Consider the following 13,582-nt stretch of genomic DNA (forward strand, 5'->3'; position numbering starts at 1 on the left):
GTTCGGAAGCATTGATCATTTCACCGCGGAACATCGCCTTGATCGCATCGCCAAGTTGCGCCTCTTCGGCCAGCTTCACCAACAAGGCCAGGGTTTCGGGGCCGATCAGGTTTTTCGAGAAGTCGAGCAGCAGTCCGCTGGCACTGAGGCTGAAGCGATTGAAACGCTCGGGGTCGCCTTGAAAGGCCTGGCGCAGGCTGAAGCCATCGAGTTCCAGGCGATGCTGGGTAAGGCCCTTCCAACTGGGTAACTGGGTGACGTCGAGTGGTGTCAGGTGATGGTCCATGTCTTACCTATTACACAATCATGAAAAAGCCCGGATCAGTCCGGGCTTTGGGTCGTGCGAACGCGGCCTCAGGCGACTTGCACCGGAATGGCATTGCTGGTGTGGCTCAGTTCGTTACCCGGCCCCATGTACAGCATACGCGGTTTGAAACCGGCCAGTTCGGCCTCGCTGAAGTGGGCATAGGCGCAGATGATCACACGGTCGCCAACCTTGGCCTTGTGCGCAGCAGCGCCGTTTACCGAGATCATTCGGGAGCCATTCTCGCCACGAATAGCATAGGTGGTGAAGCGTTCGCCGTTATCGACGTTGTAGATTTGGATCTGTTCGTACTCGCGAATCCCGGCGAGATCCAACCATTCGCCATCGATGGCGCAGGAGCCTTCATAGTCGAGCACAGCATGGGTGACTTCGGCGCGGTGCAGCTTGGCCTTGAGCATAATGGCGTGCATGGCGATTCCTCATCGTGGGGGCGCGAACGGCGGGTGAGTTTGCCCGAACCCCCGGAGGGGTTCAAGACAGCCTTGGCGGTTGGATCAGGCTGGTGTGTCGATGTTGAAAGCGAGGTTGTCGATTAGGCGGGTTGCACCCATGAAGGCCGCCGCCAGAATCACCAACTGCAGGTCCTCGGCGTTGGCTGGGCGCAGGTGGGTCGCTTCGCGTATTTCCAGGTAGTCAGGGCGAAAGCCTGCCTTGACCAGTTCAGCCTGGCCCTCGGCCACAAGCTGGTCGAAATCCCTGTGGCCCTCGCGAATGGCCTTGGCCAACTGCTGCAGCGTGCGATAGAGGGCTGGGGCGGCGTTGCGCTGGGCGTCGTCCAGATAGCCGTTGCGGGACGATAGGGCCAGGCCGTCCTCTGCCCGCACAGTTGGTTCACCGATGATCTGGATCGGCATGTTCAGGTCGCGAGCCAGTTTGCGGATTACCGCCAGTTGCTGGAAATCCTTCTCACCGAAAACCGCGAGGTCGGGTTGCACCATGTTGAACAGCTTGCTGACAACGGTGGCGACGCCCTCGAAGTGGCCTGGACGGCTCCCGCCGCAGAGGCCTTCCGAGACGATGGGGACGTTGACCCGAGTCTGGCCCTGCATGCCATCGGGATACATCTCCTCGACATCCGGGTGGAATAGCAAGTGACAACCGGCAGCGACGAGTTTTTCCTGATCGGCCACCAGTGTGCGCGGGTATTTGGCCAGGTCTTCGCTGGGGCCGAACTGCAGCGGGTTGACGAAGATGCTGGTGACTACGAAGTCGGCACGCTGGCTGGCCTTGTCGACCAGTGCCACATGGCCGGCGTGGAGGTTGCCCATGGTCGGCACGAAGCCGACGCGCTTGCCTTCGCTACGTGCACGGGCGACAGCAGCACGCAGCTCACGTACGGTCTTTACGGTGATCATGCGGAGAATCCGTGTTCGGCAGCAGGGAAGGTGACGTTCTTCACGGCGGTGACATAGGCAGACAGGGCGCTCTGGATGGCGCTCTGGCCTTCCATGAAGTTCTTCACGAACTTCGGTGAACGGCCTGTCAGGGAGAGACCGAGCATGTCGTGCAAGACGAGCACCTGGCCGTCTGTAGCGCTGCCCGCGCCGATGCCGATGACCGGGATCTTCACCGACTGGGTGATTTCTGCGGCCAGTTCGCTGGGAACGCACTCCAGCAGCAGCATGGCCGCGCCCGCCTGTTCCAGAGCCATGGCGTCGGCGCGCAATTGACGCGCTTGCGCTTCCTGGCGACCTTGTACCTTGAAGCCGCCAAGGATATTCACGGCCTGCGGCGTCAACCCCAAGTGCGCACAAACGGGTACACCGCGCTCGGCGAGCAGGCGAATGGGCTCTGCCAGCCAAGCAGCACCCTCCAGTTTGACCATATGCGCACCCGCTTGCATCAGCGCGGCGCAATTGGCAAAGGTCTGCTCAAGATTGGCATAGGCCATGAAGGGCAGGTCAGTGATGATCAAGGCACCCTGGTTGCCGCGTTTGACGGCGGCAGTGTGATAAGCCATGTCGGCCATGCTGACAGGCAACGTGCTGTCATGGCCTTGCAGAACCATGCCAAGGGAGTCGCCTACCAGCAGCACGTCCACGCCAGCCTGGCAGGCGGCCCGGGCGAAGGTGGCATCATAAGCCGTCAGCATGGCGATCTTCTCGCCCTTCTGCTTGAGCTCTTGCAGGGTGGTCAGGGTCACATCAGGCATGAAAACGTCCTCATCGGTGCCGGTTCGCACCGGCACGGGGCAACGGGACGCCTATAGTCCCGATGGGGGGGCATGAAGTCAATTGCAGGTGTTACCGATGTGTTACGACGTTACCGTCAACTCTGGCAGTCGCTCCAGCCCTGTGTAGGGACAGGCGTCGAGCAGGCTGCGTAGCGCGCGTCCGTCGGGGAGTTGCAGGTCAGGGGCGATCTCGGCAAGCGGATAGAGGACGAAAGCGCGGGCGTGCATGTGGTAATGCGGGACTTGCAGGCGCGGTTCGTCGATGCAACGTTGGCCGAACAACAGAATGTCCAGATCGAGGGTGCGCGGCCCCCAGCGTTCATCCTTGCGGACGCGTCCGTGTGACTGCTCGATCGCCTGCAAGGCCTCGAGCAGTTGCAGGGGAGCGAGTTCGGTATCAACGGCGGCTACTGCGTTGACATAGCGGGGCTGATCCGGCGGGCCGAGTGGGTCGCTGGCATAGAGGGAGGAAACCGTAGCCAGGTGGGTGCCGGGAATCTGGGCGATCACTGTAAGTGCGTTACGCAATTGCATGATGGGCTCGGCGAGATTGCTGCCGAGGCCGATATAGGCCCGCTCGATGCTCATTCGTTGGTGCTGCCTGGGGTATTGTCGCTGCGCGGACCGCGGCGGCGACGGCTGCCCCCCCGGCGGCGTCGCTGGCCACTGCCTTGTTCGTCCTTGCTGCTCAGTTCGCGAATCATGGTGCGGCGTTGGCTGTCGCTGGCGTCCTGGTAATCGGTCCACCAGTCTCCGAGTCCGTCTGTTTGCTCGCCTGCGCTTTCGCGCAGCAGGAGGAAGTCGTAACCGGCTCGGAAGCGTGGGTTTTCCAGCAGCAGGTCCGCGCGCTTTCCGTGGCGACGGGGCAGGCGTTCCTGCATATCCCAGATCTCCCGGATCGGGATGGTGAACCGCTTCGGTACCGCCGTGCGCTGGCACTGCTCAAGGATCAGGCCGTGAGCGGCTTCCTGCATGGCGGGAATCGGCGGCATGCCGCGCTCCTGTAGCAACGCGGCGCGTGCAGGTAGGGCAGGCCACAGCAGTGCGGCGAAGAGAAATGCAGGTGTTACCGGCTTGCCCTGATGAATGCGTGCATCGGTATTGGCGAGGGCTTGGCGGAAGAGGCGGCCGGTGTATTCCGGGTCGCGCTCCAGTGCTGCAGCACTCGCCGGGAAGAGCGGGGCGAAAAGATCATACTCCAGCAGCAAATCGAAGGTTTGCTCGGCTTTACCGCCTAGGAACAACTTGAGTATTTCGTCGAACAGCCGTGCCGAAGGGATTTCCCGCAGCATCGGGGCCAGGCGGCGGATCGGGGCGGCGCTGTGCTTCTCGATCTCGAAGTCCAGCTTCGCGGCGAAGCGCACGGCACGCAGCATGCGCACGGGGTCTTCCTGGTACCGCTGTTCAGGCGTGCCGATCAGGCGGATGAGGCGGTTGCGGATGTCATGCACGCCGTGGGCATAGTCGAGAATGCGCTCGCTGCTAGGGTCGTAGTAGAGCGCATTAATGGTGAAGTCACGGCGCTGGGCGTCGTCTTCCAGGGTTCCGTAGACGTTGTCGCGCAGGATACGGCCGCTCTCGTTGCGCGAAGCCTGGTTGCTGTCCTCTTCCTCCTCGCCCTGCGGGTGGTGGGCGCGGAAAGTGGCGACTTCGATGATCTCGCGGCCGAACTGCACATGGGCAAGCTTGAAGCGACGACCGATGACTCGGGCGTTGCGGAATTCTGCACGGACCTGCTCCGGCGTGGCGTTGGTGGCCACATCGAAATCCTTGGGGCGCAGGTTCAGCAGCAGGTCACGGACGCAGCCACCTACGGTGTAGGCCTGGTAACCAGCCTTCTGCAGGCGCTCGACGACGATAACCGCGTTGCGGCTGATTTCTGCGCGGCGCAGCGAGTGCTGGTGGCTGCCCAGTACTTCAGGGGTGCTACGCGGATGTGGGGCGCGGCGCAGGGGGGAGCGGAAAGACTGGAACAGCTTCTTCAGCATGGGATGCACTGTTTAGCGGGATGGTCGGCCAGAAAAGGAAATGGGCGCACGATGGGCGCGGATTCTAGCACTGGGAGGGGGGATGTTGAAGGAATGACGCGAAGGGTGTCAAAGCTACTGGGGGAGCCGAAGCTCCCCCCCAAATTGGTGCGTGCTTTGTTTTTATTGTGTCGGGCTTGGTTTTTTTGTTGTTCGACCCGCTCCAGCAGGCTTTTTGCCTCTGGAAATGCCCTCCATTCGAGGGGTAATAGCAAACGGATTGCTTTGGACGCTGATGCTGCCATGATCATTCCGTGACCCAACCAGTACGGGTGCTGCCTGTGGGCAGTTTTATTGTTCTCTGTCTGGCTGTGGGGCAAGCCCCAAGGGCAACTCCTCTCCAAAAGAATCAGTTAGCTGCGCCTCCGCTGTTTTGTTTTTGTTGTGCTGGAGTCGATACGTCTTGTTTTTATTGTGGGGTTCAGCAGTTGTTATTGTTGTTGTACCAAAGATAAAGCAGATGCCATGCCAACTTTTTGAAATCCTTTAAAAACAATTACTTACTGAGATTTGAGGTTGGCGAGAGGCCCAAAAAAAGCCGGGTCTTCGTTACCTTTAGACCCGGCTTTGTTACGAGATATTGGGTGGGGTAACAATCAGGGGAACTTCAAGTGTTCCCGCGTGTCTGCCCGCAGCGGGACCTCAAGGCCCGGCTGCAGCGCCCGATTTGCGGCGAGGAATGCCCAGGCGTTGGCGGCGTTCCCACAGGCATTTGCGGCTGATACCCAGCTTGCGGGCAAGTTCCGTTTCAGTCATGTGATCCTGGTGCTCAAGCACAAAATGCTGGAAGTAGTCCTCCAGCGACAGGTCTTCGGTCGGCTCGTGGGTCGCGTTGTTGGCTTGCGGCGGAGCGATGTCATTGAAGTCCTCATCATCCAGGTCGTCCAGTTCGATGTCGATCCCGAGCAAGTCCGCCGAGATGTCCGGGCTCTCGCAGAGGATGACCGCGCGCTCGATGGCGTTCTCCAGTTCGCGAACGTTACCTGGCCAGTTGTAGTGGCGGATGGCTTGTTCCGCGTCAGAGGCGAAGCGTAGGTTCTCGCGCCCCATTTGTACGCACTGGCGGGCTAGAAAGGCGCGGGCGATCTCAAGCACATCGTTGCCACGCTCGCGCAGGGCGGGCAGTTTCAGCGAGATCACATGAAGGCGGTAGTAAAGGTCTTCGCGGAACTGTCCGGTCTTGGCCAGGGTTTTGAGGTCGCGGTGGGTGGCTGCGATCAGGCGTACGTCCACTTTCTGCGATTGCACTGAACCGACCCGGCGAATCTCGCCCTCCTGCAGTACGCGTAGCAGGCGTGCCTGGGCTTCGAGCGGCAGCTCACCGATCTCGTCGAGGAACAGGGTGCCGCCGTCGGCTGCCTCCACGAGCCCCGCCCGACCTGCTGTGGCACCGGTAAATGCGCCTTTCTCATGACCGAACAGTTCGGATTCGATCAGGGTCTCGGGGATCGCCGCGCAGTTCACCGAAATCAGCGGCGCCTTGGCGCGACGCGAAAGGTTGTGCAAGGCGCGGGCGACCAACTCCTTGCCGGTACCCGACTCACCTTGGATGAGTACGGTGGAATCGGTCGGGGCAACTTTGCGGATCTTGCTGTAGAGCTCAAGCATCGGCGGGCAGGAGCCGATGATGCCAATCTCGCCATCTGCACTGCTCGCGGCCTTGTCATTGCGGCTGCTGCTGGGTCGTTCGCCGGAGGTGGATCTGGACTCCTGCCGCTCCTTGAGGATGCGAGCGACGGCCTGGAGCATTTCATCGTGATCGAAGGGCTTGGCGATATAGTCCACTGCGCCCATCTTCATCGAATCGACGGCAGAGCGCAGGCTGGCGTAGCTGGTCATGATCAGGACTGGCGTGCCCTGGGCCAGTTTGATCAATTCGGTGCCAGGGGCACCAGGCAGGCGAAGGTCGCTGACGATCAGGTCGAAGCCAGGAATGCTGTAGCGCTCCTGGGCCTCCTGCACAGAGCCTGCCTCGCTGACCTGATACTGGTTACGTTCCAGCAGTCGGCGCAGGGCAGAGCGAATGATGGTTTCGTCTTCGACGATCAGAATATGCGGCATTAATTCGGCTCTCTAGACGGTCTCAGCTCACGGCGGATGTTGCTTCGACAAACCGAGGCAGCGTGACCCGGATACGGGTGCCACGCTGGTGTTCGGGGTCGACCGGGCTTTCGATGGTTATCTGTCCATAATGCTCTTCCACGATCGAATAGACCAGTGCAAGGCCAAGTCCAGTCCCTTTTCCGGGGTCTTTGGTGGTGAAGAACGGCTCGAAGAGGCGATCCATGATCGCCTTCGGGATTCCGCTGCCTTCGTCTTCCACGATCAGGTCGACGGTGTGCTCGGATGCCTCGCTCCGCACTCGGATGGCGCTTCCAACCGGGGAGGCGTCGCGGGCGTTGGACAGCAAGTTTATCAGGACCTGGGCGAGGCGCTGGGGGTCACCCTCGGCAACGTGGCGCGGATCGCAGAGGTTGAAGAAATTCACTTCCACGCTGCGCTTGTTCAGTGACAGCAGGCCGATGGCGTCTTGGGTAACTTCGGCAAGGCAGACGGGTTCGCTGGCCTGCTGACGCCCGCCAGCGTGGGCGAAACTCATCAGCGACTGGACGATGCGCGAAACCCGTTTCGTCTGCTCGATGATCTGGCTGCTGATCTCCTTCAGTTCGGGATCTTCCTCGCGTTCTTCGCGCAGGTTCTGCGCGAGGCAGGCGATGCCGGTGATGGGGTTGCCGATCTCGTGGGCGACGCCTGCGGCGAGACGGCCGATCGACGCCAGTCGCTCGGAGTGCACCAACTTGTCTTCCAGCAGTTGGGTGTCCGTGACGTCTTCTACCAGCAGGACCAGGCCGCTGCTGCCCGGCGCGAGCGGCTCTTCGATCGCCGCCTTGTGCAGGTTCAGCGAGCGCACCTGGCCGTCCAGAGTCAGGCGTTGTTTGTGCAGATGCTCGTCCGGCAGGTGGATGAAGCCTTCCAGGAGGCTCTTCCAGGGCTCGCTGATGGTGGGCAGGCGCGAGCCCACGACGCGCTGGGCCGGGATCTCGGTGAGTTCCTCCATCGCGCGGTTCCACATGAGGATTTCCTGGTCCTTGGCCAGGGAGCAGACGCCCATTGGCAATTCCTGCAGCGTCTGGCGATGGTAGCGACGCAAGGCATCGAGTTCGGCGGCCAGGCCCGTTAGGCGCGAGTGGTAATCCTCAAGGCGGCTTTCGATGAAGTGGATGTCCTCGGTGACGTAGCTTTCACTGCCGGATTTGTATGGCAGGAAGGTTTCCACCATGTCCTGGGCAACACTCGGGCCCATCAGGCCCGATAGGTTCGCCTCGATGCGGTCGCGCAGGCGACGCAGAGCATAAGGACGACGCTCGTCGAAGGGCAGGTGCAGATCGCGCAGCGCTTGCTCCACTTCCTTCTGGGCAGTCTTGGCGCCCAGGGGCTTGGCCAGCTGGGTGGCGAACTCCTGGGGGGAACCTGCGACCAGCTCACGACGTTGCGGTCGCCGTACGTTGTCGACGGCACAAGCTTCGGCGGCGCTGCGCTCTTCGGGGCTGGCTTCGGTAAAGAGCGAAACCAGGGTGAAGATCAGGACGTTGGCGGCCAGCGAGGCGATGGCCGCGATGTGCCAGCTGGTATCGTCGAGCACGTAGATGGCATTGAACAGAGGCAGGTAGATGCCCTGCAGATTGCCTATCAGCGGCAGAAGCATAGCGAACAGCCAGACACCGAAGCCGGCCAGCAGGCCGGCGATGAAGCCTCGGCGGTTGGCGGTTGGCCAATAAAGCACCGACAGCGCACCCGGCAGGAACTGGAGGGTGGCGACGAAGGCGACGATACCGAGGTTGGCCAGGTCCTGTTCTGCGCCGAGGAGGAGGTAGAACCCGTAGCTGGCCATGATGATGGCTGCGATCAGGGCGCGGCGGGTCCACTTCAGCCAGCGGTAGATGTTCCCTTCGGCGGGCGGCTGATAGAGCGGCAGCACCAGGTGGTTGAGGGCCATCCCGGACAGGGCTAGGGTCATCACGATGATCAGCCCGCTGGCGGCGGAAAGCCCCCCGACGTAGGCGACCAGGGCGAGTAACGGATTGTCTACGGCGATTCCCAGGCCTAGCGTGAAATACTCGGGGTTGGTGGTCGTGCCGAGTTTGAGGTTGGCCCAGAGGATCAGGGGCACGGCCAGGCTCATCAGCAGCAGGAATAGCGGCAGGCCCCAACTCGCGCTGACCATGGCGCGCGGGTTGAGATTCTCGGTGAACGTCATGTGGTACATGTGCGGCATGACGATCGCGGAGGCGAAGAACACCAGCAGCAGGGTTCGCCACGGGCCTTCTTGCAAGGGTGTATGCAGAGTGGACAGAGCTACCTGGTTTTGCAGCAGCCACATTTCCAAGTCCTGCGGACCGTCGAATACGCCATAGAGGGCGTACAGTCCGATGCCGCCCAGTGCGGCCAGCTTGACCACCGATTCGAAGGCAATAGCGAATACCAGGCCGGCATGCTTCTCCCGTGTGGCGATATGGCGGGCGCCAAAGAGAATCGTGAAAAGGGTGATCAGCGCACAGAAGCCCAGGGCGACCCGGTTGTGCACGGGCTCGCGGGTCAGGATGCCGATCGAGTCGGCCACCGCCTGGATCTGCAGGGCCAGCAACGGCAGAACACCTATCAGCATGATCACAGTCGTCAGTGCGCCGGCCCAGGTGCTGCGGAAGCGGAAGGCGAACAGGTCGGCCAGAGAAGACAGCTGATAGGTGCGGGTGACGCGCAGGATCGGATACAGCAGTACCGGTGCCAGGAGAAAGGCGCCGGATACGCCCAGGTAACTGGCAAGGAAGCCATAGCCATACTGGTAAGCCAGGCCCACGGTGCCGTAGAAGGCCCAGGCGCTGGCATACACACCGAGCGACAGGGTGTAGGTCAGGGGATGGCGGATGATCCAGCGCGGCACAAAGCCGCGGTCGCTCAACCAGGCCACGCCGAACAGGGCGAGGAGGTAGGCGGCGCTGATCAGGATCAGCTGGCTAAGGCTAAAGCTCGTCAGCATCGCGTTGACTCTGCAGGATAAAGGTCACCACGATCAGGATCAGCCAGAGCAGGTAGGGTCGGTACCAGGCGCCGTTAGGGTCAATCCACCAATCCATGATGGCGGGTGAGAACAGGTAGATACCCACCACCAGGAGCAGGACCAATCGGTAAATGTACATGCCGCATTTCTCGTCGTGTCTGCGGCGATGGTAGCGAATGCCCCGCAGCGCCGCGAGTGGCTAACGCAGCTGCGCTTCTGCGAGGGTTCGGCTGCGGGGGATCAACATGGCATCCCAATTGGCGATGCCCCAGTCCAGAACTTCGCGTGGGTGGGCGTCGGACAGTTCCTCCGGCGGTTGCTGGCCAAGCGATCGCAGGGCGCGTGCCAGCAGTGGCGAGGCGCGGTCGCCCGGTAGAGGTGGGGAGCGGTAGGACTTGCCGAGCTTGTGGCCGTCCGGCTGGATTATCAGGGGGACGTGCAGATAGCGCGGCCGGGGTAGGCCCAGCAACTCCTGAAGATAGAGCTGCCGTGGGGTCGAGTCCAGCAGGTCAGCGCCACGCACGATGTCGGTGACGCCTTGCCAGGCATCGTCAAGAACCACCGCCAACTGGTAGGCATAGAGGCCATCGCGGCGCTGGATGATGAAGTCTCCAACCTCGCGGCCCAGGTGCTGGCGGAACTCGCCTTGGACTCGGTCCACGAAGTGATATTCCAGTTCGGGTACGCGCAAGCGAATGGCTGCATCCTGCCTGGAATGTTGAGCGTTTCGGCAATAGCCCGGGTAAACGCCCTGGTTACCCTCCAGCTGCTTGCGTGAGCAGGTGCAGGCATAGGCCAGCCCCTGATTGAACAGCCAGTCGACGACTTCTGCGTAGGTGGCATGTCGCTCGCTCTGGCGCACCATCTCGCCGTCCCACTCGAAACCGTAGCTTTCCAGGGTGCTGAGGATCGCCGCTTGGGCACCCTGGACCTCACGTGGCGGGTCGAGGTCTTCCATGCGAAGCAGCCAGCGGCCGCCGATCGCGCGGGCATCCAGATAGGAGGCGACGGCGGCGACCAGCGAGCCAAAGTGCAGGTAGCCGCTGGGGGTGGGGGCAAAACGACCGATATAGGAGGGGGACGTCATGTCAGGGCCAGGCCTGTAAAACGCAACGGGGCGCCTAGGCGCCCCGTTTCGGCATCAGGAGCCGAGTTGCTTTTCCTTGATCTCCGCCAGCGTCTTGCAGTCGATGCACAGCGTGGCGGTGGGGCGGGCTTCCAGTCGGCGGATGCCGATTTCCACGCCGCAGGAGTCGCACCAACCGTAATCGTTGTCTTCGATTAGCTGAAGGGTTTCGTCAATCTTCTTGATCAGCTTGCGCTCGCGGTCACGGGCGCGCAGTTCCAGACTGAACTCTTCTTCCTGACTGGCACGGTCAGCCGGGTCGGGGAAGTTGGCCGCTTCGTCCTGCATGTGATGCACGGTGCGGTCGACCTCTTCCATCAACTCCTGCTTCCATTTGTTGAGGATATTGGTGAAGTGAGCGCGCATGCGATCGCTCATGTACTCCTCGCCCTTGGTCTCTTGGTAGGGTTCGAAGCCACGAATCAACTGGCTGCTCTGTTGTTTTGCATTGGTGGGCATGGATGGCCGCCTCTCACTTTCTTAATCCATTGCGCAGGATTATGGTCCATCGCCGGCTGTGCCGGCCCTGCGGCTGCAAGCGGGCGAACTTACCAGATCGAATCCGGGTTCGCTACTACCCGTTATCAAGCATGCTGCAGCGTTCAGGCACCATTGGGTAGAATCCTCTCTTTGCCTTAATAAAGGAAGGCCAATGGCCCAGCCCTACAGTGCGCGCAGCCGCGCCATCGAACCCTTCCACGTTATGGCTCTGCTGGCTCGGGCAAATGAGCTCCAGGCCGCCGGGCATGACGTGATCCACCTGGAAATCGGCGAGCCGGACTTCTCCACTGCCGAGCCCATCGTCCGTGCCGGGCAGGCGGCGCTTGCCGCGGGCCATACCCGTTACACCGCTGCACGGGGCCTGCCGCAACTGCGCGAGGCGATTGCCGGCTTCTACGCCTCGCGCTATCGATTGAACATAGACCCGGAACGGATTCTCATCACCCCCGGTGGCTCAGGCGCGTTGCTGCTCGCAAGCAGTCTCTTGGTCGACCCGGGCAAGCATTGGCTGCTGGCCGATCCGGGTTACCCCTGCAATCGGCATTTCCTGCGCTTGGTCGAAGGTGCTGCACAGCTGGTGCCGGTCGGCCCCGAGACTCGTTACCAGTTGACCCCCGACCTGGTGGAGCGGCATTGGGACGCTGGCAGCGTCGGTGCACTGGTAGCATCGCCGGCCAATCCCACGGGCACCTTGCTGCACGCCGATGAGTTGGCGGCGTTATCCAGAACGATCAAGGCGCGCGGGGGGCACCTGGTGGTGGATGAGATCTACCACGGCCTGACCTACGGCGTGGACGCTTCCAGCGTGCTGGAAGTGGATGACCAGGCCTTTGTGCTCAACAGCTTCTCCAAATACTTTGGTATGACCGGTTGGCGGCTTGGCTGGCTGGTAGCACCGCCCGAAGCAGTGGCGGATCTGGAGAAGCTGGCGCAGAACCTCTACATCAGTGCCCCTTCGATGGCCCAGCATGCCGCCCTGGCGTGCTTCCAGCCTGAAACCCTGGAGATACTCGAAGAGCGGCGGCGAGCGTTCGCCAAACGGCGCGATTATCTGCTGCCTGCGCTGCGCGAGCTGGGCTTCCGCATCGCTGTCGAGCCGGAAGGGGCGTTCTACCTGTATGCGGACATTTCGGCCTTCGGCGGTGATGCCTATACCTTCTGCCGGCACTTCATCGAGACCGAGCATGTGGCCTTCACCCCGGGGCTGGACTTCGGTCGTTACCAGGCCAGCCAGCATGTGCGATTTGCCTATACCCAGGATGTGCCGCGTCTGGCCGAGGCAGTGGAGCGGATTGCACGGGGTCTGAAGACCTGGACAGCGCAATGAGGTTCGAGCCGCCCCTGGAGGAGGCCCGACTGTTGCGCCGTTACAAGCGGTTCCTGGCGGACATCAAAACGCCGACGGGGGAGTTGCTGACCATCCACTGTCCCAATACCGGCTCTATGCTCAACTGCATGAGTGAAGGCTGTCGGGTGTGGTTCAGTCGCTCGAATGACCGGAAGCGGAAGCTGCCTGGCACCTGGGAAATAGCCGAGACGCCGCAAGGGCGGTTGGCCTGTGTGAATACCGCGCGAGCCAACGCGCTGGTGGAGGAAGCGTTGCGGGCAGGCCGTATTGTCGAGTTGACTGGCTTCCAGTCCCTCAAGCGGGAAGTCGCTTATGGACAGGAGAACAGCCGGGCCGACTTCCGGTTGGATTTCGCCGACGGGCCGGCCTTCATTGAGGTCAAGAGCGTGACGCTTGGGTTCGACGATACGGCAGTGGCGGCGTTTCCCGACGCCGTCACCGAACGCGGCAGCAAGCACCTGCGCGAGCTCGTCGTGCTGGCGAAGCAGGGTGTGCGGGCGGTGCAGCTTTACTGCGTGAACCTGTCGGGTATCGAGGCGGTGCGTGCCGCCAGGGAAATCGATCCGGCCTATGCGGCCGCCCTGGCCGAAGCCCGTGCGGCTGGTGTCGAGGTGTTGGCCTATGCGGCGGACGTGACACCGCAGGAAATCAGCATCACGCGGCGGCTGGAGGTGCTGTTCTGAACCCTGTGTGGCGAGCTCAGGCCGGACGCAACCAGATGCCTTGTTCGTCCTCCCAACATTTGAGTGCCTGCAATGACTCCCCGGCGCAAGGGCCGGCCACGCATTCGCCCGTGTCAATCAGGAAGAGGGCGCCGTGTGTGGCGCACTGGATGAGGCTGCCGCTGGTGTCGAGGAACTGGTCTTCGACCCACTCCAGCGAAATGCCCCGGTGCGGGCAGCGATTCTCATAGGCACGAACGAGGCCTTGCCGGCGCACGAGCAGCAGTTTCAGGCCATCGACAGCAAAGCCCCGGCTCTGGCCTTCAGCCAGTTCCTCGGGGCGGCAGAGCAGGATCATCGG

The 13,582-nt window shown here is 61.9% G+C and carries 13 protein-coding genes and 1 pseudogene; 2 read left to right on the plus strand and 12 right to left on the minus strand.

What is annotated here, in order from left to right:
* From J7302_RS25395 to dksA, 11 genes and pseudogenes are all read right to left on the minus strand, one after another.
* Positions 1-286 (minus strand): annotated as a pseudogene (locus tag J7302_RS25395) (glucose-6-phosphate isomerase); the annotation flags it as partial.
* 68 nt (positions 287-354) lie between these two features.
* Entirely contained in the window at positions 355-735 is a 381-nt protein-coding gene (gene panD / locus J7302_RS25400; RefSeq protein ID WP_215381414.1) for an aspartate 1-decarboxylase, read from the minus strand.
* Between the two features lie 84 nt (positions 736-819).
* A complete protein-coding gene (panC, locus tag J7302_RS25405) occupies positions 820-1,680 on the minus strand; it encodes a pantoate--beta-alanine ligase (RefSeq protein ID WP_215381417.1) in 861 nt (286 codons plus the stop codon).
* On the minus strand, positions 1,677-2,477 hold the full coding sequence (gene panB, locus J7302_RS25410; protein WP_215381420.1) for a 3-methyl-2-oxobutanoate hydroxymethyltransferase: 801 nt from the start codon (positions 2,475-2,477) through the stop codon (positions 1,677-1,679). The genes panC and panB overlap by 4 nt, the downstream gene beginning before the upstream one ends.
* 102 nt (positions 2,478-2,579) lie before the next feature.
* Positions 2,580-3,086 carry a 2-amino-4-hydroxy-6-hydroxymethyldihydropteridine diphosphokinase gene (folK, locus tag J7302_RS25415; RefSeq protein WP_215381422.1) on the minus strand — a complete coding sequence of 169 codons (507 nt, stop codon included), beginning with the start codon at positions 3,084-3,086 and terminating at the stop codon, positions 2,580-2,582.
* Positions 3,083-4,486, minus strand: a complete 1,404-nt coding sequence (locus J7302_RS25420) for a polynucleotide adenylyltransferase PcnB (RefSeq protein ID WP_215381424.1) — start codon at positions 4,484-4,486, stop codon at positions 3,083-3,085. Before J7302_RS25420 ends, folK begins: the two co-directional genes overlap by 4 nt.
* A 681-nt stretch (positions 4,487-5,167) precedes the next feature.
* On the minus strand, positions 5,168-6,586 hold the full coding sequence (locus tag J7302_RS25425; protein ID WP_215381426.1) for a sigma-54-dependent transcriptional regulator: 1,419 nt from the start codon (positions 6,584-6,586) through the stop codon (positions 5,168-5,170).
* Positions 6,587-6,608: 22 nt separating this feature from the next.
* Positions 6,609-9,563, minus strand: a complete 2,955-nt coding sequence (locus J7302_RS25430) for a sensor histidine kinase (protein ID WP_215381428.1) — start codon at positions 9,561-9,563, stop codon at positions 6,609-6,611.
* Entirely contained in the window at positions 9,547-9,723 is a 177-nt protein-coding gene (locus tag J7302_RS25435) for a hypothetical protein (RefSeq protein ID WP_003095129.1), read from the minus strand. Before J7302_RS25435 ends, J7302_RS25430 begins: the two co-directional genes overlap by 17 nt.
* Before the next feature lie 60 nt (positions 9,724-9,783).
* A complete protein-coding gene (gluQRS, locus tag J7302_RS25440) occupies positions 9,784-10,671 on the minus strand; it encodes a tRNA glutamyl-Q(34) synthetase GluQRS (protein ID WP_215381431.1) in 888 nt (295 codons plus the stop codon).
* Between the two features lie 54 nt (positions 10,672-10,725).
* The gene (gene dksA, locus J7302_RS25445; protein WP_215381434.1) at positions 10,726-11,169 is read right to left on the minus strand and encodes an RNA polymerase-binding protein DksA; all 444 of its coding nucleotides are present in this window, start codon (positions 11,167-11,169) and stop codon (positions 10,726-10,728) included.
* Between the two features lie 193 nt (positions 11,170-11,362).
* On the opposite strand from dksA, the gene J7302_RS25450 reads away from it, so the two are divergent.
* Together J7302_RS25450 and sfsA are read left to right on the plus strand one after the other, a co-directional pair.
* Positions 11,363-12,538 carry a pyridoxal phosphate-dependent aminotransferase gene (locus tag J7302_RS25450; protein WP_215381437.1) on the plus strand — a complete coding sequence of 392 codons (1,176 nt, stop codon included), beginning with the start codon at positions 11,363-11,365 and terminating at the stop codon, positions 12,536-12,538.
* The gene (sfsA, locus tag J7302_RS25455) at positions 12,535-13,242 is read left to right on the plus strand and encodes a DNA/RNA nuclease SfsA (protein ID WP_215381442.1); all 708 of its coding nucleotides are present in this window, start codon (positions 12,535-12,537) and stop codon (positions 13,240-13,242) included. Before J7302_RS25450 ends, sfsA begins: the two co-directional genes overlap by 4 nt.
* A 16-nt stretch (positions 13,243-13,258) precedes the next feature.
* Here sfsA and J7302_RS25460 read toward each other — a convergent pair whose 3' ends face one another.
* Positions 13,259-13,579 carry a Rieske (2Fe-2S) protein gene (locus J7302_RS25460; RefSeq protein WP_215381445.1) on the minus strand — a complete coding sequence of 107 codons (321 nt, stop codon included), beginning with the start codon at positions 13,577-13,579 and terminating at the stop codon, positions 13,259-13,261.
* Between the last annotated feature and the right edge of the window lie 3 nt (positions 13,580-13,582).

Origin of the sequence: Metapseudomonas boanensis, from assembly GCF_018704125.1 — a bacterium.
In the GTDB taxonomy this organism is placed as follows: domain Bacteria; phylum Pseudomonadota; class Gammaproteobacteria; order Pseudomonadales; family Pseudomonadaceae; genus Metapseudomonas; species Metapseudomonas boanensis.